Here is a 22,178-nt window from a genome sequence, read left to right on the forward strand (position 1 = left end):
AGCGTGTTGAATTTCCACAGCCTCACCTGAAGCTAAAAGTTATAAGGCTAGCATTTTTTATCACTTCCGAACGGGATGCGTGACATGTTAACCTGAGCGGCAAAGTAGGCTTTACCGGATGTACAACAGAGTTTTCCATGTATCAGTACGATGAATTCGATCAGCGGATTGTCGACGAGCGGGTGCGGCAGTTCCGCGACCAAACGGCCCGCTTCCTCGCTGGACAACTGACCGAAGACCAGTTCCGCCCCTTGCGGCTGATGAACGGCTTGTACCTGCAGCGGCACGCACCGATGCTGCGGGTGGCGATTCCCTATGGCCTGTTGTCGACCAGGCAACTGCGTATGCTGGCGCACATCGCCCGCACCTATGACCGGGGCTACGGGCATTTCACGACTCGTCAAAACGTCCAGTACAACTGGCCTGACCTGGACCGAGTCCCCGACATTCTTGCGGACCTCGCCTCCGTCCAGATGCATGCGATCCAGACCAGCGGCAACTGCATCCGTAACGTCACCAGCGACCCTATCGCCGGCGTGGCCGCCGACGAGCTCGAAGATCCGCGCCCCTACTGCGAGATCATCCGCCAATGGTCGACGTTCCATCCCGAATTCAGCTATCTGCCGCGCAAGTTCAAGATCGCCGTCACCGGGGCCGAACAGGATCGCGCAGCGGTGCAGGTGCACGACATCGGACTGCGCCTCGTTCGGAATGAGGCCGGCGAAGTGGGTTTCGCAGTGCTGGTCGGGGGCGGCCTGGGCCGCACCCCGATCATCGGGGAAACGATACGCCCGTTTCTCGCGAAGCGGGACCTCTTGTCCTACCTCGAAGCGATACTCCGCGTCTATAACCGCTTCGGGCGGCGCGACAACAAATACAAGGCGCGCATCAAGATTCTGCTGAAGGAGACCGGGGTCGCTGCCTTTACGACGCAGGTGGAACAGGAGTGGCAACAGATCAAGGATCACCTGGTGCTCGATGACACCGAAATCGAGCGCGTGAAAGCCCACTTCACCGAGCCGCCCTACGAGAACCTGCCTGCGGAACTGCCGGGGGCCGTGGCACAGCGGACCGAATCCGATCCGGCCTTCGCGGCCTGGTTCCGCCACAACACGTTCGCGCACAAAGTCCCCGGCTATCGCATCGTCTTCCTGTCGCTGAAACCCCCCAAGGTGCCGCCCGGCGACCTGGACCACCGGCAGATGGACGCCATCGCCGAACTGGCCGACCGCTTCAGCTTCGGCGAAATCAGGGTTACGCACAACCAGAACATGATCTTCGCGGATGTGCGGGCGTCGGAGCTCCACGCGCTCTGGACGGAGCTTCGCGAATGGGGCGTAGCGACCCCGAACATCAACAAAGCCACGGACATCATCTGCTGCCCCGGGCTGGATTTCTGTTCACTCGCCAATGCCAGCTCGATCCCGATCGCCGAGGAAATATATTCACGCCTCGACAATTTCGATTATCTGTATGACCTGGGTGACCTGCGTATCAATATCTCCGGCTGCATGAACGGCTGCGGCCACCATACCGTGGGGCACATCGGTATCCTCGGCGTCGACAAGAAGGGCGAGGAGTGGTACCAGCTGACCCTGGGCGGCTCATCCGCCAACGAAGCCGCTCTGGGCGAGCGCCTCGGGCCCGCCATCGCCAAACCGGACGTGGCCGACGCGGTCACGACCATCTTGAAGACCTACGTGGAACTCCGCGCACCGGACGAATCCTTTCTGCAAACGGTGCGCCGGATCGGCATTACCCCCTTTCAGGAGCAGGTTTATGGTCATCATTAAGGACGGTCGGGCGATAGCCGGCGAATGGCTGCACCTGGACAATGACGCGGCGATACCGCCGTCCGGTCAGGTGACCGTGTCCCTGCACCGCTGGCAGGCAGAGCGGACAGCACTGATGGCAAGGCCCGAACCGGTCGGTTTGCGTCTCGAAGCAGGGGATGCGCCTGACGCGATTGCCGACGACCTGCAGCGCTTCCCGCTGATTGTACTGAGCTTTGCCACGATGGCCGATGGGCGCCTGTTCAGTCTGGCGCGCCTGCTGCGCGAGCGTTTCGGGTTTGCCGGCGAGTTGCGGGCCCGCGGTGACTTCATCGTGGACCAGATCTTTTTTCTGAATCGCGTTGGTGTCGATACCTTCGAGCCGACCGAGGACATCAGCCCGGAAGCGGTGGGGCAAGCGATTAGGACGTTTTCGGTCCGTTATCAGGCAGCCACCGACGAGAAACAACCGTTATATCGTCGGGAGCGCAGATAGGCACCGAGAGTGAGGATTAGGTAGCGGGTGAACGGCACGCGGGAATCGCTTCGGCGACGCGTTGAGAACCTACTCCGCGCCAACCGCCTTGAAGTCGGCGCTGGTGAGCGTTACTTCTTCGCGAGTCCCTTGCTACCCGTATGCCGCATGATGTTGATCCCCTTCAGCAGGTTCAGGGCCTCGTTCAACGGAAAATCCTGAACCGCCAGAGCATCGTCGTCCTTCGCCGCCTCATCGCCCTTGCCCTCTTCCCCGGCGGGCGCTTTCTCGTTGGTCAAGTGGTTGGCCAAGTCGGCCTCCTTGATCGGTGCAAATTCGGACTTCTCCGCCATCTGCAGCTTGACCTTCGAAATGGGGACGTCCGGAGCGATCCCCTCGGCCTGTATCGAGCGGCCCGATGGCGTGTAATAGCGGGCCGTCGTGAGCTTTACGGCACCGCCATTGCTGGTAGGCATGATCGTCTGCACGGAACCCTTGCCAAAAGTCTTCTCGCCCATGATGACGGCGCGCTTGTGATCCTGGAGCGCCCCGGCAACGATCTCCGAAGCCGATGCGGAACCCGCATTGATCAGCACCACGATCGGCGCACCCTTCAACACGTCGTTCGCCGTCGCACTGAACTTCATCTTCGAGTCCTCGATGCGACCATCCGTGTAAACAATCAGACCGCTCTCGAGGAACGCGTCGCTGACCGCGACGGCCGCGTTGAGCACGCCACCTGGATTATTTCGCAAATCGAGCACCAGCCCCTTGATCTCCCCCTTCTTCCCGAGTTCGTCGATCGCCTCGACGACGCTGTCGCCGGTTTGTGACTGGAAACTGGTGATGCGGACGTAGGCGTAGCCGTCCTCCAGCAGGCGGCTCTTGACGCTCTTGATGCGGATCACGTCGCGGGTGATCGTGATCTTCAGCGGTTGCTGCACACCCTCTCGCACGACGGTCAGGACGATGTCGGTGCCGGGTTCCCCGCGCATCATCTTCACTGCATCATTCAGCGCCATGCCCTTGACCGGGCGATCATCGAGACGAATGATCAGGTCGCCCGCCTTGATGCCGGCCTTGTCGGCCGGCGTATCGTCGATCGGTGCGATGACCTTGACGAAGCCGTTTTCCATACCGACCTCGATACCCAGACCGCCGAACTGCCCGGTCGTACCCACCTTGAGTTCGTTGTACTGCTCCTGATCGAGGTAAGCCGAATGCGGGTCGAGACCCGTCAGCATGCCTCGAATGGCGTCCTCGAGCAGCTTTTCGTCAGGAACGGACTCGACATAGTCCTGCCGGATTCTCCCGTAGACTTCCGAGAACGTGCGCAGCCCCTCGTAGGGAATCGCACCCACTCCCGGCTCGGGCTGTTTGTCGGCCGCCAGCGGAGCCGTACCGCCCAGCAGCGTTAGGATCGTCAGCCGAGTAGCGAACTGGCGTGTGCTCAACATCGAAATCTACCGGAAGAAAAACGGGGAAAGGGACGGGAGGCCCCAGGAAACCGATGGCCTTCGCGCCGCCGGGACCCTGGCGGCATGCCGCGCTCGATCCGCAGGCGGATCTCCCGCATCGCTGACGCGGACCCGGTCAGCTGAAAGCTCTCGGTTGATGTGCCACGGGCAGGGCTCTACGCATTACCTTCGAACTTCTGCCCGAACTCAGGCCTGGACACCCACGACCGAGAAATTGACGCCATGCACCGCGCGCCGCAAAACCGGGCCGAGCATCAGCATACGAACCCGCAACGTGATGGGGCCGGCCGCTCCGAGACCACGGCCGGCCGGGGCTGGCCGCGGAGACAAATGGTGTGGCAACCGAATGGATCAACGTATACTGCAACAATGCAATTGGACCTTAAGGATCTCAGTGGCGACCGCCGGCCACCACCTGTTTGGACATCGACAATAGCATGATTGTATCTTTTTTGAGAGCATAAGTCGTTGCCCGACACGAGCCTGTTCCCGGAAACGCAGCGTAGCCCCGAGATGACCGAACCCAAGAAGAGCCTGCTGATCGCCGATGACGCCGACATTCGGCGCGCTGCCCATTGCCTGAAGGCCATGTCACATCCCTTGCGGTTGAAGATTCTATGCACGCTGGGTCATGCAAGTATCAGCGTTCAGGATATCGTCGACAGCGTCGGAACCACGCAGAGCAACGTGTCGCAGCACCTCGGAATCTTGCGAGAGAAAGGCATTCTGGCTTGCAGGAAGGACGCAAACCGGGTGTACTACTACGTTGACGACAAGCGGACACTGCAGCTGATCGAGATGATGAAAGAGGTGTTCTGTCCGCACTGAGCTCGCTACCGGTCAGCGGCTGCTTCGCCCTCCTCGCCCGTTTCCCCGTCAAATCTCAAGGCCCCTTGTATGGATCTGGATCGTATTTTCGAATTTCTCGGCAACCATTGGATCATGGTCGGAGCGACCGTCGTAGTCGCAGTCTTGCTGGCCCAGGATCTCATCGAGACCTTGCTGCGGAAGCACAAACTGGTGACGCCCGCCGGTGCAGTTGCGCTCATGAATGGCGAGGAGACCATCGTGATCGATGTCCGGGAACCTCACGAATTCTCGGCAGGGCACATTGAAAATGCGCGCCACATACCACTTGGCAAGATCGACGACCGCGCCTACGAGCTGCAGGAATCCAAAACCTCCCCGGTGATCGTCGCCTGTCAGTCGGGTACCCGCTCTCCGCAGGCATGCCGCAAGCTGGCAGCGCTCGGATTCACCGACGTTTACGAACTGCAAGGCGGGATGGTGGCCTGGGAAGAGGCCAAACTGCCGATAAGCCGCAAGCGTTCGAAGAGTTAACACCACCCCTCATCAACCCTACAATCACTTTCACGAAGGTTCTCGGATGGCCGACGAAGACAAGCAACCCGAAAGGCAGCTCGCGCTGCAGAAGCTGTATGTCAAGGATGTCTCGTTCGAGACCCCCAACAGCCCCAACGTGTTCACGCTCAAATGGGAGCCTGCGGTTGAGTTCAACCTCAATACCAATGCCACTACGCTGCAGGAAGACCTCTACGAAATCACCCTGACGGTGACCGTCACCGTCAAACTCGAGGACAAGACCGCTTATCTCGTGGAGGTGTCTCAAGCCGGCATCTTCGCCCTGATGGGTTTTTCCGCGGCAGAACTCGGCCCGCTGATCGGTAGCTATTGCCCCAACATCCTGTTCCCGTTCGCGCGCGAAGCGGTCTCGGATTTGGTCATCAAGGGCGGGTTTCCACCGATGCTGCTCGCGCCGGTGAACTTTGACGCGCTTTATGCCCAACACCTGCAACAGGCTCAGGAGGCCTCGCCCGACGCCTCACAGCGCAGTCATTGACCGCAAACCAACCTGCGGGATACGAGGCTTGAGGGCGATAAGCCGGGTTAGATGACGGGGTCGACGATCGCAATCCTGGGTGCCGGTTCGTGGGGTACCGCTCTGGCGATCCGGCTGGCGCGCAACGGCCATCGCTGCATGCTGTGGGGCCACGATCCGGCCCATATTGCTCGGCTTCGCGCCGACCGCAGCAACCAACAGTATCTGCCCGGCATCCCTTTCCCTCCGCAACTCGATGTTTGCGAGGACCTCCAAGCAACCGTCGCCGGTGTCGGATTGGTCGTGCTCGTGCTGCCCAGCCATGCGTTTCGGTCCTGTCTGCAGACCGTCGCGCCGTGGCTGGCTCCGGACGTCCACATCGCCTGGGCGACCAAGGGTCTGGAGCTGACCACCGGGCGACTGCTGGATGACGTGGTATCCGAGCTCCTCGGTCCGGCCACACCTGCCGCCGTGATCTCGGGACCCACTTTCGCCGCAGAGGTCGCAGCGGACCTCCCCACCGCCGTCACGGTCGCCTCGCGTCAGCCCGCGTTTGCCCAGGAAGTCGCTGCGCGGCTGCACAGCGAGCAGTTCCGCGCCTATACCAGTGACGATGTGATCGGCGTACAGGTTGGAGGCGCCACGAAGAACGTGCTCGCGATCGCCGCCGGAGTGGCCGATGGTATCGGCTTCGGAGCCAATGCCCGCGCCGCCCTGATCACTCGCGGCCTGTCGGAAATCATGCGGCTCGGCCTGGTTCTAGGCGCGCGTAGCGAAACGCTGATGGGGCTCGCAGGCCTGGGCGATCTGATCCTCACCTGCACCGACAATCAGTCACGCAATCGGCGGTTCGGACTGGGCCTGGGTCGCGGACTCCGCAGAGAAGATATTGCCGCGGAGATCGGACAGGAAATCGAAGGAGTCGTCACGACGCGACTCGTCTATCAGCGCTCACGGAATCTGGGGGTCGACATGCCGATCACCGAGCAGGTGTACCGTATGCTCTACGAAGATCTGCCCGCCGTCGACGCGGTGAGGAATCTGCTACTGCGCAGCCAGAAAGCGGAGACGATCGGCCGTTAACCAGCCGCCTCCGTGACGATGGGATCGCTCACGAACCCGCATTGTCGCCAGGCCTCGTACGCGATCACCGCCACACAATTCGACAGGTTCATACTGCGGGAACCGGCCGCCATCGGCACCGACAAGCGGGAGCCGGCATCAAACGTATCGAGCAGGCTCCTGGACAGGCCGCGCGATTCCGGACCGAACACCAGGCCATCGCCAGCTTGAAACTGAACCTCGGCATAGCACCGCTCGCCCTTCGTCGTAATCGCGAAAGTCCGCTGCGGACGAACCGCCTCGACGAAGCCCATCCACGACACGTGTTCGCTGACTCGAGCCAGATCTCGATAGTCCATGCCAGCCCTTCGCAGATGCTTGTCGCTGAGTTCGAACCCCAGCGGGTGAATCAGGTGCAGATGCGCCCCCAAGTTCGCGGTGAGGCGGATTATGTTGCCCGCATTGGGCGGAATTTCCGGCTCGACGAGCACGATGTGGAACACGCACCGCCTCCCAGCCCGCGAACGAGTGCGTCCGATAGCTAGAGCGCGGCCCGCGCCGGGATTGGTCTGAGCCTCCAGATATCCCGGTTGTACTCGCTGATCGTGCGGTCCGTTGAAAACTGCCCGCTGGCAGCCGTGTTCAGGATGCTCATGCGCGTCCAATCGTCCTGATCCCGGTAGGCCGCTGCAGCCTGCTGCTGAGCCAGCACATAGCTCGCGAAATCGGCGGCCGTCATCCAGGGATCGTAGGCGCTGCGGACGGAATGCACCACAGGCTCGAAGATGCCCGGCTCATACTGGTTGAAGTAGCCGGTCTCCAACAGATTCATCACCCGCTTCAGGTCGTCGTTACCCTCGATGATCGACGTCGGGTCGTAGTAGGCTCGCGTCGCTTCGACCTCTTCTGCCGTCAAGCCGAACAGGAAGAAATTCTCGGCTCCCACTTCGCGGCGGATCTCGATGTTGGCACCATCCAGCGTGCCGATCGTCAGGGCACCGTTCATCATGAACTTCATGTTGCCCGTGCCGGACGCTTCCTTACCGGCCGTGGAAATCTGCTCGGACAGGTCGGTACCCGGACAGATCACTTCCATTGCGGATACGCGGTAATTCGGCAGGAAAGCGACGCGCAGCAAATCCTTCAGTGCCGGATCGCGATTGACGACTGTCGCCACATTGTTGATCAGCTTGATGATCAACTTGGCCATCGCATAGCCGGGCGCCGCCTTGCCGCCGAAGATCACGCAGCGCGGCGTCCAGTCGCTCCCGGCATCACCGCGCTTGATGCGGTCGTACAAGTGGATCACATGGAGGATATTCAGGAGCTGGCGCTTGTATTCATGGATCCGTTTGACCTGCACATCGAACATCGAGAAACGATCCACTTCGAGACCCAACTCACGCCGCTTGAAATCGATCAGTCGATCCTTGTTCTCCTGTTTGACCTTGCGCCACCGCTCCCGGAATGCCCGATCTTCGGCAAAGTCGCGCAGGCGGCTCAGTTGCCCCAGGTCTGTGACCCAGCCGTCGCCGATCGCTTCCGTGATCAGCGCGTTCAACCCGGGGTTGCAGCTGGCCAGCCAGCGCCGCGGCGTGATGCCATTGGTCTTGTTGTTGAACCGCTCTGGCCAGAGCTCATAGAAGTCACGAAAAAGTCCCTGCATCAACAGGTTGGAGTGGAGCTCCGCCACGCCGTTGACGGAATAACTGCCGACGATCGCCAGATAGGCCATGCGGACCTGCTTCTGGTACCCCTCTTCGATCAGCGACATACGGGCCAGACGATCGAGGTCCCCGGGCCACCGGTTCGCAACTTCCCCCAGAAAGTTGGCGTTGATCTCGTAAATGATTTCGAGCAAACGCGGCAACATCTGCTCGAACAGTCGCACCGGCCATCGCTCCAGCGCCTCCGGCAACAGCGTATGGTTCGTGTAGGCCATGGTCTGATTGGTAATGGCCCAGGCTTGGTCCCATGACAGATCGTGCTCGTCGATCAACAGGCGCATCAACTCGGCAACGGCAATACTCGGATGCGTATCGTTGAGTTGGAAGGAGTTCTTTGCGGCAAACTCGGTGAAATCCTGGCCATGCTTCAACACCCAGTTCCGCAACACGTCCTGCAGACTGGCCGAGGCCAGAAAATACTGCTGGCGCAGCCGGAGTTCCTTGCCGTTCTCGCTGGCATCGTTCGGATAAAGAACCATCGTGATGTTTTCGGCCAGATTCTTGGCGCGCACCGACTCGGCATAATCCCCGGCATTGAACTCGTTCAGGTCGAACTCATCCGTCGCTGCGGCTTTCCACAGGCGCAACGTATTCACCGTGCCGTTCCGGTAGCCGGGAATGGGCACGTCGTAGGGCACGGCCAGCACGTCGTGCGTATCGGTCCAGCGTACCCGACGCCGGCGATCCTGCTCCGAATAGTGTTCGACGCGCCCGCCGAAGCGGATGCGTAGTGTCAGTTCCGGGCGCTCCAGCTCCCACACATGGCCGTTGCGAAGCCAGTGATCCGGTTCCTCGACCTGAAAGCCGTTCTCGACATTTTGGCGAAACATGCCGTATTCATAGCGAAGCCCGTAGCCCATGACCGGCAACTGCAGCGTCGCACAACTGTCGATGAAACACGCAGCCAGCCGCCCGAGACCACCATTGCCGAGGCCCGCGTCCTGTTCACAAGCAACCAGCTCCTCCAGATCCACACCGAGTTCGGTGAGAGCCGTACCGAGCGGCCCTTCGACACCGAGATTCAGAATCGCATTGCTCAGCGCGCGACCGAGCAAGAACTCGAGCGACAGATAGTAGGTCTTGCGGCTGTCGGCAGACTCGTAGGCAGACTGTGTGTTGCGCCAGCATTCCATCAGTCGATCGCGCACGGCCAGCGCCAAAGCCGTGTAGGCGTAGTGAGCCGACTTGCAGTTCTTGTCCCGACCCAACGTGAAGTTGAAATGACGGCGAATGTCACCGCAGAACGCCTCGGTGGACTCACCCAGGATCGGTGACTCGCTAAGGCGCGGAGTCGAACTGCTTTTCGTCAATTTTGTTGCAGGCATGGCTCGGATTGGAATCGGGTATCGGAATGTAATGAGACTGTCTGGACGGGCCAGGGAAGCGAAATGGTCGGTCACCCTGAGGCGCTGAAAACTCTCGCCCCAGGCGACATGGTGACATTATCTCATGCCGCAAGCAGCGCGGCGAAAGCCGCCACCCGCCGAGCAAACCGCGACACTAGACGTCGAGGTTAAGCTCGTTGATCTTGCGGGTCAGCGTGTTGCGACCGTAGCCAAGCAGTTTGGCAGCTTCCTGCCTGCGCCCGCGGGTAAACTGCAGGGCCGTGGCGATCAGGATGCCCTCCGCGGAATCGATTGCGTCCTTGGCGACATTGTGGTCACCGCGCCGCAGCCGGTTGTCGACCCACTGCCGGAAGGTCTGCTCCCAGGTTTCGGCAAATGCCGTGGACTCAGGCTTGATCTGCAGCAACTCCGGCGGCAAATCGTCGAGGTGCACTTCCTTGCCCGCCGCCATTACGGTGATCCAACGACAGGTATTCTCGAGTTGACGCACGTTGCCTGGCCAGTCGAGCTGACACAGATAATCCTCGACTTCCGGCAACAGAATCTTGGTCTCGACGTTGAGCTCAAGACTCGCTTCCGCCAGAAAATGGCGCAGCAGCAGCGGGATATCCTGGCGCCGTTCCCGCATCGGAGGGATATGGATCCGGATGACATTGATGCGATGGAACAAGTCCTCCCGGAAGCGGCCTTCCGCCACCAGGGTCTCGAGATTCTGATGAGTGGCCGCGATGATGCGGACATCCACCCGGCTCGGCGTATGGGCCCCGACCGGGAAGAACTCCCCCACGGCAAGTACGCGCAGCAGGCGCGTCTGCAGTTCGGCCGGCATGTCACCGATCTCATCCAGGAACAGCGTTCCGCCGTCCGCCTGTTCGAACCGACCCGAACGCCGCGCCTGGGCTCCGGTGAAAGCGCCGCGCTCATGCCCGAACAGCTCGGACTCGAGCAGGTCGCGCGGAATCGCCGCCATGTTCAACGCGATGAAGGGCTTTTCGGCCCGTGGGCTATGGCGGTGCAGGGCCCGGGCGACCAGTTCCTTGCCGGTCCCGGACTCACCGTTGATCAATACCGTGATGTGCGAGCGCGCCAGACGCGCGATCGCCCGGAAGACCTCCTGCATCGCGGGGGCCTCGCCGATGATCTCGGGCGTTCGTCCCGCGACGGCCGGTTCGGTCGCGGCATCGCGACGGCGGCTGTGAGCACAGGCCCGCTGCACCAGATCAACCGCTTCGTCGACATCGAAGGGCTTCGGCAGATACTCGAAAGCGCCCCCATGAAAGGCGGAGACCGCACTCTCGAGATCCGAGTGCGCGGTCATGATGATCACCGGCAACTCGGGATAGCCGGCCTGAATATTCTTCAGCAGCTCGATGCCATCCATGCCGGGCATACGGATGTCGGTCAGTATCGCATCGGGCTTGTCGAACGAGAGCGCATCCAGTAGAGCGTTACCGTTCGTGAAGCTGCGCGTCTCCAGTGAGGCTTTCTGGAGTGCCTTCTCCAATACCCACCGGATCGAACGGTCATCGTCGACTACCCAGACCTGGGCTGCGCTCTTCATGCTCCTTCTCCAACGGCAAGAAAATCGAGAATACCGTGTGCCCCGGGGAACTGCTGCATTCCACCAGACCACCATGTTGATTGATCAGGGACTGGGCGATCGAAAGACCGAGACCCGTACCTTCGCCACGCCCGGTGACCATCGGGTAGAAAATCTGCTGCAGCAACTCGGGTTCGATACCAGGCCCGTTGTCGACGATGTCGATCCGAATCGCCAGCGGACTGCGCCGGTGACCGATGGTCACCTGGCGGTGGATGCGCGTCTGCAGCACGATCTCTCCGCAGTCACCGACCGCCTGCAAGGCATTGCGTACGATGTTGAGAATCGCCTGTATCAGCTGGTCGCTGTCACCGTAAACATCGGGAATGCTGGGATCGTAATCGCGGACGATATTGACACCGTCCGGGGCTTCCGCCTGTACGAGTTGGCGGACACGTTCCATGACCCGATGGATGTTCAACAGGCTTTTCCGTGGTGGCTTGTTCGGCGCAAGCATCCGGTCGACGAGCGACTGCAGCCGGTCCGATTCCTCGATGATGATGCGCGTGTACTCGCGCAATTCCTCTTCCGGCAATTCCCGGTCGAGCAACTGGGCGGCGCCCCGCAATCCGCCGAGCGGATTCTTGATTTCGTGCGCCAGACCCCGCAGCAGCATCTTGGCCGCGTTCTGCTGTACCAGCAAATGTTCCCCCATCGAGACTCGCAGGTGTCGATCCACCTGCTGCACCTGCAACAACACGCCGGGAGTCTTTCCGATGAACAGCGGCGTGACGTTAACGTTGACGGTCATGGACCGGTTGAGCTGCGACAACAGGATATTGCGCTTGGTCAGCGATATCCCGGAATCCACGACATGCCGGAATTCCGCTTCCGACAGCTGGTCCTCGGCGAAGAGAACGTTCAACAGCTTGGTGTCCTGTACCTGCCGCGAACTCAACCCGAACATCATCTCGCCAGCGGAATTCATGTAGCGCAGGCGCAGGGCATCGTCGAAAAGGAGCACGGCATCCGACAGGTGATCCAGGATCTGTCGATAGAAGGAAATCGATCGCCTGTCACTCATAGGTCATCTGCAAGCAATACACGAGCCAATATTTAAAAAACTCATCGGCGTCACGAGGCATCACAGCGCGCCGATCATCTCCCCGGGAAGTCGTATCGCCAGAGCGACCACTGGCACCGCCGAATCGCAACCCCACCGGACATCGCTCCGACTGCCCTGACTTCCGGACAACTCCTTGCTATCGAATGCCACTCTCGCCCCGGCGCCTTGCGGAAAAAAAAAGGGGCGCCCCACTTTGGGGCGCCCCTTTGGTCGGCGTCGCTCGACGAACTACAGGCTGTAGTACATATCGAATTCCACCGGGTGGGTGCTCATCCGGAGACGGGTGACGTCCTGCATCTTCAGATCAATGTAGGCATCAATCACGTCGTCGGTGAACACACCGCCACGCTTCAGGAATTCGCGATCCTTGTCCAAGGCTTCCAGCGCCTGATCAAAGGAGTAGCAGACCTGCGGAATGGCCTTCTCTTCTTCCGGCGGCAGATCGTACAGGTCCTTATCCATCGCATCGCCGGGATGGATCTTGTTCTGGATGCCGTCCAGACCAGCCATCAGCATCGCGGCGAAGGCCAGATACGGGTTCGCAGTGGAATCCGGGAACCGCACTTCGATACGGCGTGCCTTCGGATTGGTCACGTACGGGATGCGGATCGAAGCCGACCGGTTACGCGCCGAATAGGCGAGCATCACCGGCGCCTCGAAACCCGGCACCAGACGCTTGTAGCTGTTCGTCGACGCGTTGCAGAAGGCGTTCAGCGCCTTGGCATGCTTGATGATGCCGCCGATATAGTACAGCGCGGTCTCGGACAGGCCGCCGTAAAGATCGCCGGTGAAGAGATTCACCCCACCCTTGGCGATCGACTGGTGCACGTGCATGCCGTTGCCGTTATCACCAACCAGCGGCTTCGGCATGAAGGTGAGGGTCTTGCCGTAGGCGTGCGCGACGTTTTGCAAAACATACTTGAGGATCAGCACCTCGTCGGCTTTTTTCACCAGGGTGTTGAACTTCAAGCCGAGTTCGCACTGCCCGGCAGTCGCAACCTCGTGGTGGTGCACTTCGACGACCTGCCCCATCTCCTCCAGGGTGTTGCACATCGCGGCGCGAATGTCCTGCAGCGAGTCCACCGGCGGCACCGGGAAGTAGCCACCCTTGACCGACGGTCGGTGTCCGATATTGCCGTCCTCATAGACCTTCTCGGAGTTCCAGCCCGCTTCTTCGGAGTCGATCTTGAAAAACGACCCGGCCATCGACGCGCCCCAGCGAACGTCGTCGAAGACGAAGAATTCGTTCTCCGGACCGAAGAACGCCGTATCACCAATACCGCTGGCCTGCAGGTAGGCTTCGGCCCGCTTCGCGATCGAACGCGGATCGCGCTCATAACCCTGCATCGTCGACGGTTCCACGATGTCGCAGCGCAAGATCAAGGTCGCGTCGTCGAAGAACGGGTCCATAACGGCCGTGCTGGGGTCAGGCATCAGGATCATGTCGGATTCATTGATGCCCTTCCAACCGGCGATCGACGAACCGTCGAACATCTTGCCGTCCTCGAACAAGTCCTCGTCGATCGTGTGCACCGGCACGGTGACGTGCTGCTCCTTGCCGCGGGTGTCGCAAAAACGGAAGTCGACGTACTTGACTTCCTTTTCCTTGATCAGTTGCAGGATCTCTTTGGGTGTCATTATTCTCCCCTCTTGGGACGTTTGTACAAATATCGGCCAAATAAGTTAGCAGAAAACATACCAACCACTAAGTGGACCTACCTCGATATTTCGCCCCCCTTCTCGCCGCCAGCCAACACGAATGACGCACCATTTTCACCCATAAAGCACCAGACAGGTGCGTCATAACAGAAAGGCACGAACGGCAGCAATTCCCCGTGCGCCAGAATGACGCGCTCTGGCAAGATCGACCTCGGCCAACCCGCCCAGCGCATACACCGGAAAGTTCACTGCCTCGACCAACTCCGCAAAACGCCCCCAGCCGAGCGGAGTCATGCCGGGGTGGGTCGTCGTCGCCGCCACGGGCCCGAGCACCGCGAAATCGACACCGATGCGTCCGGCATGCTGCAACTCCGCCGCATCGTGACAGGATGCCGCGACCCAGAAGGCGTCGTTGCCTGGCCGCTCACGAAGGCCCATCAGACGCCGTGAGGTCAGGTGTACCCCATCCGCGCCCAACGTGTGGGCCACCGCCGGGTCAGCGTTGATCAGGACACGGATACCGCGCGCGTGACAGAACTCGACGACCTGCCTGGCGAACGCAGGGAATCCCGGCTGAACCTGCAAGGCTTTCACGCGACACTGAATCAAGTGGATGCCGTTTTCGGTCAGGCGTCGCAGATTCGCCAGCAGCAGTCCGGGATCGGGAGTGTCGGCCTCCAGGATTGCGTAACGCTCGGGTAATCGGGCCGCTGTGGCAATCGGGCGATTCGCCGCGGGGAACCTGATGCCGCTCAGCGCCTCGGCGGCGACCCACTGCAGGGGTTGGCCTTGCCGGCCCTCCGGCCGGCCCGCAAACGCCGTCACCTCCCATACGTCGAGCAACACGCGGCGCTCCGGGTAATCGTGCCGGATCCGGAGCAGGGGCATGGCGGCGGTAACCGCGATCCCGAGTTCCTCTTGCAACTCACGGATCAGGCCGCTACGCGGCGTTTCCCCCGGCTCGAGCTTACCGCCGGGAAATTCCCAGAGCCCCGCCAGGTGCGTTCCGGCGAGGCGTCGTGCGATCAGGATCTCGCCGCGCGGATTGCGGATGACGCCAACCGCGACGTGAATGGCATCCGGCAGCGTGCCCGGCACGGCGGAAGCGCCGCCGTCACGTCCGGTAATCGGCGTTGATCCGGACATAGTCGTAGGACAGATCGCATGTCAGCACGGTCTGTACCGCCTGCCCACGACCGAGCGCAACCCGCACCGTGATTTCGCTCTGCTGCATGACCGCTTGTCCAGCCTCCTCGGTGTAATCGGGCGAGCGCGCTCCGGCAGAGACGATCGCCATATCGTTCAGCCAGACGCCGACTCGGTCGATGTCGAGCTCATTCACTCCGGCGCGGCCAACGGCGGCCAGGATGCGCCCCCAGTTCGGATCACTGGCAAAAAATGCGGTCTTCACCAAAGGCGAATGGGCTATCGTCAATCCCACGGCACGCGCCTCCGCGGCGCTCGCCGCCTCTTCGACCCGAATGCGCATCAGCTTGGTGGCTCCCTCGCCATCGCGCACGATCGCCTCGGCCAGGTCGCCACAAACGGCCGCGAGTGCCGCCTCGAAACGCTGCAGGTCCGGGCTTCCGACGGCGAGTTCCGAGCCGCTGGACACCCCACTGGCGACGAGGACGCAGGCGTCGTTCGTCGACGTGTCTCCATCCACCGTAATGCAATTGAACGTGTCGTCTGCGACGCGCTCCAGGCAAGCCTGCAGCACCGGCTGGGCTATCCTGGCATCCGTGGCGATGAAGCTCAGCATCGTGGCCATATTCGGGTGGATCATGCCAGCTCCTTTGGCGATGCCGGTGATGGTCAGACGGCGTCCGGAGACCTCCACCGAGCGCGACACCAGCTTGGGGCGGGTGTCAGTGGTCATGATCGCGCGCGCAGCCCTGCCCCACGCGTTCTCGTCGAGGCTGGCCAACGCAAACGGCAGCGCCGCCTCGATGCGGTCGACCGGCAGATACTCGCCGATGACGCCGGTCGAGAACGGCAGGACCTGCACGCCAGCCCCACCGGTCAGGGCGGCTACCGCTTCACAGGAGCGGAGCGCATCGGCCATACCCCGCTCGCCGGTGCCGGCATTGGCGTTGCCTGAGTTGACCAGCAGCCAGCGCGGCGCGTGGGTCAGATGCTCGCGGGCCACTCGCACCGGCGCGGCGCAGAACGCATTGCGCGTAAACACGGCCGCGACGCTACCGCCTGGTGCAACCTCCATCAACAACACATCGTCACGATCGGACCGCTTGATGCCCGCGGCCGCCGTGCCAAGGCGGACGCCGGGGACCGGCGCGAATGCCAGTTCGGTCATGGACGGGGCTCCCTGTCAGGCCAGCTTGCCATGACAATTCTTGTACTTCTGACCGGAACCGCAGGGGCAGGGCTCGTTGCGACCGACCTTTCGCTCATCGCGAACGAAAGGCTTGGCCTCCGCTTTGGCGGACACCTCATCGGGGAGGGATTCGGCCTCCGGTTCGAGTCCGCTGACGTGGGCATGCTGGTACTGCATGTCCTCGATCGCCGGCTGATTCTGCTCCTCGATCACACGGATGTCTTCTTCGCCACGTACCTGGACACGGGACACTATACCGATGAACTCGTCCTTGATGCCTTCCAGCATCGACGTGAACATCTCGAACGCTTCCCGCTTGTACTCCTGCTTCGGATCCTTCTGGGCATAGCCGCGCAGATGGATCCCCTGTCGCAAATGATCCATGGCCGCCAGATGTTCCTTCCAGGCGTTGTCCAGCACCTGCAGCAACACCGACTTCTCGAACGGATGCATGACTTCCGGCCCGATCGCCTCGACCTTGCCGCGGTAAATGGCTTCAGTGGACTCGATGATCCGTTCCCGCAAAGTCTCCTCGTGCAGATCCGGATGCTCGTCCAGCCACGCGCCGATGGGCAGCGCCGCGCCCAACTCCCGATCCAGGGCTTCCTCCAGCCCCTTCACGTTCCATTGCTCCTCCATCGTCATCGGCGGGATGTACTGATTGATCAACGTGGTGAGCATGTCGGCGCGCATGCTGGTGACGGTCCCGGAGATATCTTCCGCTTCCATCAACTCCTCGCGCATGTGATAGATCACCTTGCGCTGATCATTCGCGACGTTGTCATACTCCAGCAACTGCTTGCGGATGTCGAAGTTCCGCGCTTCGACCTTCCGCTGTGCGTTCTCGATCGCCCGGGTCACCCACGGATGCTCGATTGCCTCGCCCTCCTGCATCCCCAGCTTCTGCATCAGCGCCGACACCCGCTCGGACGCGAAAATGCGCATCAGAGGATCTTCCAGCGCAAGATAGAAACGGGTGGAACCCGGATCGCCCTGACGGCCTGAGCGGCCGCGCAACTGGTTGTCGACGCGACGCGATTCGTGACGTTCGGAGCCCACTACGTGAAGCCCCCCCGCCTCGATGACCTGCCGGTGACGCTCCTGCCATTCGGCGCGCAGACCCGCGATGACGCCGGGGTCGTCAGTGCCGGCTCGCGCGATATCCTCCTCGAGGCTGCCGCCGAGCACGATATCCGTACCGCGGCCGGCCATGTTCGTCGCGATGGTCACGGCGCCGGGACGCCCGGCCTGCGCGACGATGTGGGCCTCCATCTCGTGCTGTTTGGCGTTCAGCACGTTGTGGGCGATACCGGCTTGCCGTAACAGACCCGCCAGCAGTTCCGAGTTTTCGATCGACGTGGTGCCGACCAGCACGGGCTGCCCGCGTTCGACGCAATCCTTGATGTCCTCGATGATCGCCAGGAATTTCTCCCGCGTCGTCAGGTATACGACGTCACCCAGGTCCTTCCGGACCATCGCCTGATTGGTCGGAATCACCACGACCTCGAGGCCATAGATCTGATGGAACTCCGGTGCCTCGGTGTCCGCGGTGCCAGTCATGCCGGACAGCTTGTTATACAGACGGAAATAGTTCTGAAAGGTGATCGATGCCAGCGTCTGGTTCTCGTTCTGGACCGGCACGTTTTCCTTGGCTTCGATCGCCTGATGCAGCCCCTCGGACCAGCGCCGACCCGGCATGGCGCGCCCCGTGAACTCGTCGACGATGATGACCTGATTGTCCCGAACGATATATTCGACATCCTTCTGAAACAGCACATGCGCTCGCAGGCACGCATTGATGTAGTGCATCAGACGGATGTTGACGGCGTCGTAGAGGCTTTCGTTCGGGCTCATCAAACCGTTGCGCACGAGCAGGTTCTCGATGCGCTCGTGCCCGGCATCGGTCAGGTGGACCTGCCTGGCTTTCTCATCGACCGAATAGTCCCCCGGACCGTCCTCCTTCTCCTGCTTGGTCAGCGACGGGATGATGGCCGTCATCTTGTGGTAAAGGTCACTGCGGTCCTCGGTCGGACCCGAAATGATCAGGGGCGTCCGGGCCTCGTCGATAAGGATCGAGTCAACCTCGTCCACGATTGCGAAAAACCGCCCGCGCTGGACCTTCTGATCCAGCGTAAAGGCCATGTTGTCGCGCAGATAGTCAAAGCCGTATTCGTTGTTCGTGCCGTAAGTGATGTCGGCGGCGTAGGCGTCACGCCGCTCTTCCTGGCTGAGCCCGGCAACGATGACTCCGGTGGTCATGCCGAGAAAGCCATAGATCTTTCCCATCCAGGCCGCATCGCGACGCGCGAGGTAGTCGTTGACCGTCACGACATGGACGCCTTTGCCGGGCAGTGCGTTCAGATAAGCCGCCAGAGTCGCGACCAGCGTCTTGCCTTCACCGGTCTTCATTTCGGCGATCTTGCCGTCATGCAGCACCATGCCGCCGATCAGCTGCACATCGAAATGGCGCATGCTCAGCGTCCGGCGCGAGGCCTCGCGAACCGCGGCGAACGCCTCCGGCAGCAGGTCGTTCAGAGTCTCACCGGCTGCCAGCCGCTCCCGAAACTCGACGGTCTTCTGGCGCAGCGCGTCATCCGAGAGTGCCGAGTAGGTGGACTCGAGCTGATTGATCTTCTTGACGATCCGCCGCTTCTTCTTGATCAGTCGCTCATTGCGACTGCCAAGGATGGTCTTGAATAGCTTCTGGAGCATCTTGGCGATAGTTCCGTGGCGACAAATAAACCGGCGATGATAGCGCAAATGTGCCCCGCGGTAATCATCGGCTCCCGTCCGACTGCCCCGGCTCGCTCGCTGGCCGCGGCCTCCGTGCCACGAATCCCGCAAACCAAACCGCAACGCACTTTAATGCAGAGGGGCCGCCTTTCAAGGCGGAACCTTACATATAATGGCGTGCCCGCGAACCACGTCCCCTTGAATGAACACGCCCGACACCAACCCTCTACCGTTCGACGCACCGTCCTTCCTGGCGACACTGACCCAGCGGCCGGGTGTCTATCGGATGCTCGACGAAGAGGGTGAAGTGATCTATGTCGGCAAGGCCAAGAATCTAAAGAAACGTCTGGCAAGCCATTTCGGACAGGGTGACGCGTCGAGCAAACAGCGGGCGATGATCACCCGAGTCCGCAACGTACACGTCACGGTCACCCATACCGAGCGCGAAGCCCTGTTGCTCGAGAATCAGCTGATCAAGGCACACAAACCGCGTTACAACATCAACCTGCGGGACGACAAGAGCTACCCCTACATCACCGTCTCGACCCACCAGGAATTTCCCCGAGTGTCGTTCCACCGCGGCGCGCGCCCCAAACAGGGCCGCCACTTCGGCCCTTTTGCCAGCGCCGGCGCAGTGCGCGAAAGTCTGAAGCTGTTGCAGAAGATCTTTCAGGTACGGCAGTGTCGGGACTCTTTTTTTCGGAATCGGAGCCGGCCTTGCCTGCAGCATCAGATCCAGCGCTGCACGGCGCCATGTGTCGGGCTGATCGACGCGGCCGGCTATGCGGAAGACGTCGCGGATACGGTGCTGTTTCTGGAGGGCAAGGGCGAACGGTTGATCGGGCAACTGATCGAACGCATGCAAAAGGCCTCGGAACGACAGCACTTCGAACTGGCCGCCCGCTATCGCGACCAGATCGCCAGTCTCCGAACCGTGCTGGCGACGCAGGCCGTGGCCGGCGAAAGCGGCGATCTGGACATCATCGCGGCGGCCTCCCACGGCGCGATGGCCTGCGTCCAGGTGGTTTTCATTCGGACCGGGCAACTCGTCGGAGACCGTACCTTTTTCCTTCAGGCACCCGGCGACACCGATGCCGCAGACCTGATTGAGGCGTTCATCCCTCAGTACTACCTCGACCGACCGGTGCCGCGCGAACTCATCGTCAGCCACGAACTTCGGAACGAAACCTTGCTGGCCGAGTTCCTGACCGTTCAGGCGCAGCATCCGGTCGGAATCTCCTCCCGTGTTCGGGGCGAACGCCTGAAACGCCTGCAACTCGCGATGACGAATGCCGAAAGTCTGTTGAAGTCCAGGCTGTCCTCGCGCATGGACCTGCGCGACCGCTTCGATGACCTCGGCCGCGCACTTGGATTGACCCAGACGCCGAACCGGCTCGAATGTTTCGACATCAGCCATCTGCAGGGAGACCAGACGGTTGCGTCCTGTGTCGTTTTCGATCGTGACGGACCGCTGAAATCAGCGTATCGTCGGTTCAACATCGAGGGCGTGCAGCCCGGCGACGATTACGCCGCACTGGCCCAGGCGGTGGATCGACGTTACCAACGCATACGCCGCGGCGAGGTGGAAGCACCCGACATCCTGTTCATCGACGGCGGCAAGGGACAGGTTCGCGCGGTCCAGGATGCGCTCGATGCGCTCGGCATGGGCGAGATCGCGGTGCTCGGCGTCGCCAAGGGACCCGATCGCCGCGCGGGGATGGAGGTCCTGTTCCGGCCAGACCAGGTCATAGGCATTGAACTGCCCGCAAGCTCGCCCGCGCGCCTGCTGATCCAACACATCCGCGATGAGGCACATCGCTTCGCGATCACCGGGCATCGCCAACGGCGCCGTTCCGGCGCAACGACTTCCATTCTGGAATCGATCGAGGGACTCGGTCCCAAGCGGCGGCAGACCCTGCTGCAACATTTCGGTGGGCTGCGTGAAATCGGGCGGGCCGGCGTCGATGCTCTATGCGGTGTTCAGGGCATCAATCGCCAGCTTGCCCAACGCATTTATGAGACCCTGAACGAGCGGGATTCCTGACCATGGAACTCAATCTGCCTACCGCCCTGACCCTGTTGAGGATCGTACTCATCCCCTTCCTGGTCCTGGCGTTCTACCTGCCCTGGAAGGGTGCGCACATCATCTGCGCGGTCATCTTCCTGATCGCCGCAATCACAGACTGGCTCGACGGCTATCTGGCACGCAAGATGAGCCAGACAACACAGTTCGGGGCGTTTCTGGACCCCGTGGCGGATAAACTGATGGTCGTCGTCACGCTGGTACTCGTGGTGCAGGCAGACCCGAGCCCCTATGTGGCCATCGCCGCGGCGGTCATCATCGGACGGGAGATCACGATTGCGTCCCTGCGCGAGTGGATGGCGGAAATCGGTCAGCGCAACCGCGTCGCGGTAAGCTGGCTGGGTAAATGGAAGACGACCACGCAGATGGTTGCGATCATCACCCTGCTGTTCAGCATGGACGTGTGGGAACAACCGCTGAAACCCATAGGCCAGGCACTCCTTGCGATTTCCGCTGTCCTGACGCTCTGGTCGATGATTTGCTATCTGAAAGCGGCCATCCCGGCACTCCGGGAACCGTGAGCGGGCCAGCCGCAGCCCGGCCGATCAGCAAAGCCCCGTCCGCACTTGCTGTCTCGGCCGATTACTTGGTCGTCAGCGCCTTTTCTAGCTTGTTCTGCAGAATACTCGCTTCCTGGGCATCATCACTGGCGACAAGGATCATCACGAAGACGCCCGTGTCGATCTTCAGACACTCCACGATCCCGGCCGTCTTTTCACTCCACGAACGCACCGAATCGTTGTCCTTGACGATCCGCCCGGTCTTGTCGCCCAGCATGACAGCCTCGGCCTTGCTCAGGCAATCCGCCTGATTCAAGACCGTATGGACGTGATGCCAATAGACATTGGGCGCAGCGTTGACACCGGCCGCACCGCTCACCAGCAGCGCACCGACCGCGAGAGACGATAAACGCTTTACAGACATGGCATTGCTCCCTTGCTTTGGCTGAAATGGAACCGGCGACGGACTGACTCGCGCCCCTCCCAAGGTTGCAGGGTACGA

Annotated in this window: 18 protein-coding genes; 8 read left to right on the top strand and 10 right to left on the bottom strand. The window is 61.3% G+C overall.

Going from position 1 to position 22,178, the window contains the following annotated elements; translation table 11 throughout:
- Positions 1-137 precede the first annotated feature (137 nt).
- Both BWR02_RS00645 and BWR02_RS00650 read left to right on the top strand, forming a co-directional pair.
- Positions 138-1,793 (top strand): nitrite/sulfite reductase, encoded by a 1,656-nt coding sequence (locus BWR02_RS00645; protein WP_139555852.1) that lies wholly within the window; start codon positions 138-140, stop codon positions 1,791-1,793.
- On the top strand, positions 1,780-2,268 hold the full coding sequence (locus BWR02_RS00650) for a DUF934 domain-containing protein (protein WP_139555853.1): 489 nt from the start codon (positions 1,780-1,782) through the stop codon (positions 2,266-2,268). The genes BWR02_RS00645 and BWR02_RS00650 overlap by 14 nt, the downstream gene beginning before the upstream one ends.
- 110 nt (positions 2,269-2,378) lie before the next feature.
- On the opposite strand, the gene BWR02_RS00655 is transcribed toward BWR02_RS00650, so the two are convergent.
- Complete coding sequence (locus BWR02_RS00655) at positions 2,379-3,704, bottom strand: S41 family peptidase (RefSeq protein ID WP_139555854.1); 1,326 nt, start codon at positions 3,702-3,704, stop codon at positions 2,379-2,381.
- Positions 3,705-4,238: 534 nt separating this feature from the next.
- Here BWR02_RS00655 and BWR02_RS00660 point away from each other — a divergent pair.
- The 4 genes from BWR02_RS00660 (at position 4,239) to BWR02_RS00675 (ending at position 6,648) form a co-directional block, all read left to right on the top strand.
- Positions 4,239-4,553, top strand: a complete 315-nt coding sequence (locus BWR02_RS00660; RefSeq protein WP_139556187.1) for an ArsR/SmtB family transcription factor — start codon at positions 4,239-4,241, stop codon at positions 4,551-4,553.
- A gap of 69 nt (positions 4,554-4,622) precedes the next feature.
- Positions 4,623-5,066: a rhodanese-like domain-containing protein gene (locus BWR02_RS00665; RefSeq protein WP_236101793.1), complete on the top strand. Its 444-nt coding sequence runs from the start codon at positions 4,623-4,625 to the stop codon at positions 5,064-5,066.
- 46 nt (positions 5,067-5,112) lie between these two features.
- On the top strand, positions 5,113-5,586 hold the full coding sequence (gene secB, locus BWR02_RS00670; protein WP_139555855.1) for a protein-export chaperone SecB: 474 nt from the start codon (positions 5,113-5,115) through the stop codon (positions 5,584-5,586).
- Positions 5,587-5,637: 51 nt separating this feature from the next.
- The gene (locus BWR02_RS00675; protein WP_139555856.1) at positions 5,638-6,648 is read left to right on the top strand and encodes an NAD(P)H-dependent glycerol-3-phosphate dehydrogenase; all 1,011 of its coding nucleotides are present in this window, start codon (positions 5,638-5,640) and stop codon (positions 6,646-6,648) included.
- Here the strand turns inward: BWR02_RS00675 and BWR02_RS00680 are convergent.
- From BWR02_RS00680 to secA, 8 genes are all read right to left on the bottom strand, one after another.
- Positions 6,645-7,130 (bottom strand): tRNA (cytidine(34)-2'-O)-methyltransferase, encoded by a 486-nt coding sequence (locus BWR02_RS00680; protein ID WP_139555857.1) that lies wholly within the window; start codon positions 7,128-7,130, stop codon positions 6,645-6,647. The two genes, BWR02_RS00675 and BWR02_RS00680, sit on opposite strands and share 4 nt — an antisense overlap.
- 38 nt (positions 7,131-7,168) lie before the next feature.
- Positions 7,169-9,679: a glycogen/starch/alpha-glucan phosphorylase gene (locus BWR02_RS00685; RefSeq protein ID WP_139555858.1), complete on the bottom strand. Its 2,511-nt coding sequence runs from the start codon at positions 9,677-9,679 to the stop codon at positions 7,169-7,171.
- A 175-nt stretch (positions 9,680-9,854) separates the two neighbouring features.
- A complete protein-coding gene (gene ntrC / locus BWR02_RS00690) occupies positions 9,855-11,261 on the bottom strand; it encodes a nitrogen regulation protein NR(I) (RefSeq protein ID WP_129882615.1) in 1,407 nt (468 codons plus the stop codon).
- Entirely contained in the window at positions 11,224-12,324 is a 1,101-nt protein-coding gene (gene glnL / locus BWR02_RS00695) for a nitrogen regulation protein NR(II) (RefSeq protein WP_139555859.1), read from the bottom strand. Before glnL ends, ntrC begins: the two co-directional genes overlap by 38 nt.
- Before the next feature lie 270 nt (positions 12,325-12,594).
- A complete protein-coding gene (gene glnA / locus BWR02_RS00700) occupies positions 12,595-14,004 on the bottom strand; it encodes a glutamate--ammonia ligase (protein ID WP_139555860.1) in 1,410 nt (469 codons plus the stop codon).
- A gap of 162 nt (positions 14,005-14,166) precedes the next feature.
- Entirely contained in the window at positions 14,167-15,171 is a 1,005-nt protein-coding gene (locus BWR02_RS00705; protein WP_139555861.1) for a Nudix family hydrolase, read from the bottom strand.
- Entirely contained in the window at positions 15,140-16,339 is a 1,200-nt protein-coding gene (gene argJ / locus BWR02_RS00710) for a bifunctional glutamate N-acetyltransferase/amino-acid acetyltransferase ArgJ (protein ID WP_139555862.1), read from the bottom strand. The genes BWR02_RS00705 and argJ overlap by 32 nt, the downstream gene beginning before the upstream one ends.
- Before the next feature lie 15 nt (positions 16,340-16,354).
- Positions 16,355-19,072: a preprotein translocase subunit SecA gene (secA, locus tag BWR02_RS00715; protein ID WP_139555863.1), complete on the bottom strand. Its 2,718-nt coding sequence runs from the start codon at positions 19,070-19,072 to the stop codon at positions 16,355-16,357.
- 223 nt (positions 19,073-19,295) lie between these two features.
- Between secA and uvrC the strand changes: the two genes are divergently transcribed.
- Both uvrC and pgsA read left to right on the top strand, forming a co-directional pair.
- Positions 19,296-21,137, top strand: a complete 1,842-nt coding sequence (gene uvrC / locus BWR02_RS00720) for an excinuclease ABC subunit UvrC (RefSeq protein ID WP_139555864.1) — start codon at positions 19,296-19,298, stop codon at positions 21,135-21,137.
- Positions 21,134-21,697, top strand: coding sequence for a CDP-diacylglycerol--glycerol-3-phosphate 3-phosphatidyltransferase (pgsA, locus tag BWR02_RS00725; protein WP_407941046.1), 564 nt, complete (start codon positions 21,134-21,136; stop codon positions 21,695-21,697). The genes uvrC and pgsA overlap by 4 nt, the downstream gene beginning before the upstream one ends.
- Positions 21,698-21,758: 61 nt before the next feature.
- Here the strand turns inward: pgsA and BWR02_RS00730 are convergent, their stop codons facing one another.
- Positions 21,759-22,100 carry a hypothetical protein gene (locus BWR02_RS00730; protein ID WP_139555866.1) on the bottom strand — a complete coding sequence of 114 codons (342 nt, stop codon included), beginning with the start codon at positions 22,098-22,100 and terminating at the stop codon, positions 21,759-21,761.
- Positions 22,101-22,178 lie beyond the last annotated feature (78 nt).

The organism is Methylotetracoccus oryzae, from assembly GCF_006175985.1.
GTDB classification, from domain to species: domain Bacteria; phylum Pseudomonadota; class Gammaproteobacteria; order Methylococcales; family Methylococcaceae; genus Methylotetracoccus; species Methylotetracoccus oryzae.

Bases quoted from the DNA above. Each gene is read 5' to 3' on its own strand.
- BWR02_RS00660 (WP_139556187.1), top strand. From the start codon at position 4,239: ATGACCGAACCCAAGAAGAGCCTGCTGATCGCCGATGACGCCGACATT.
- ntrC (WP_129882615.1), bottom strand. From the start codon at position 11,261: ATGAAGAGCGCAGCCCAGGTCTGGGTAGTCGACGATGACCGTTCGATC.
- secA (WP_139555863.1), bottom strand. From the start codon at position 19,072: ATGCTCCAGAAGCTATTCAAGACCATCCTTGGCAGTCGCAATGAGCGA.
- BWR02_RS00675 (WP_139555856.1), top strand. From the start codon at position 5,638: ATGACGGGGTCGACGATCGCAATCCTGGGTGCCGGTTCGTGGGGTACC.
- BWR02_RS00655 (WP_139555854.1), bottom strand. From the start codon at position 3,704: ATGTTGAGCACACGCCAGTTCGCTACTCGGCTGACGATCCTAACGCTG.
- glnL (WP_139555859.1), bottom strand. From the start codon at position 12,324: ATGAGTGACAGGCGATCGATTTCCTTCTATCGACAGATCCTGGATCAC.
- BWR02_RS00705 (WP_139555861.1), bottom strand. From the start codon at position 15,171: ATGTCCGGATCAACGCCGATTACCGGACGTGACGGCGGCGCTTCCGCC.
- BWR02_RS00645 (WP_139555852.1), top strand. From the start codon at position 138: ATGTATCAGTACGATGAATTCGATCAGCGGATTGTCGACGAGCGGGTG.
- uvrC (WP_139555864.1), top strand. From the start codon at position 19,296: ATGAACACGCCCGACACCAACCCTCTACCGTTCGACGCACCGTCCTTC.
- argJ (WP_139555862.1), bottom strand. From the start codon at position 16,339: ATGACCGAACTGGCATTCGCGCCGGTCCCCGGCGTCCGCCTTGGCACG.
- glnA (WP_139555860.1), bottom strand. From the start codon at position 14,004: ATGACACCCAAAGAGATCCTGCAACTGATCAAGGAAAAGGAAGTCAAG.
- BWR02_RS00685 (WP_139555858.1), bottom strand. From the start codon at position 9,679: ATGCCTGCAACAAAATTGACGAAAAGCAGTTCGACTCCGCGCCTTAGC.
- BWR02_RS00650 (WP_139555853.1), top strand. From the start codon at position 1,780: ATGGTCATCATTAAGGACGGTCGGGCGATAGCCGGCGAATGGCTGCAC.
- secB (WP_139555855.1), top strand. From the start codon at position 5,113: ATGGCCGACGAAGACAAGCAACCCGAAAGGCAGCTCGCGCTGCAGAAG.
- BWR02_RS00665 (WP_236101793.1), top strand. From the start codon at position 4,623: ATGGATCTGGATCGTATTTTCGAATTTCTCGGCAACCATTGGATCATG.
- BWR02_RS00730 (WP_139555866.1), bottom strand. From the start codon at position 22,100: ATGTCTGTAAAGCGTTTATCGTCTCTCGCGGTCGGTGCGCTGCTGGTG.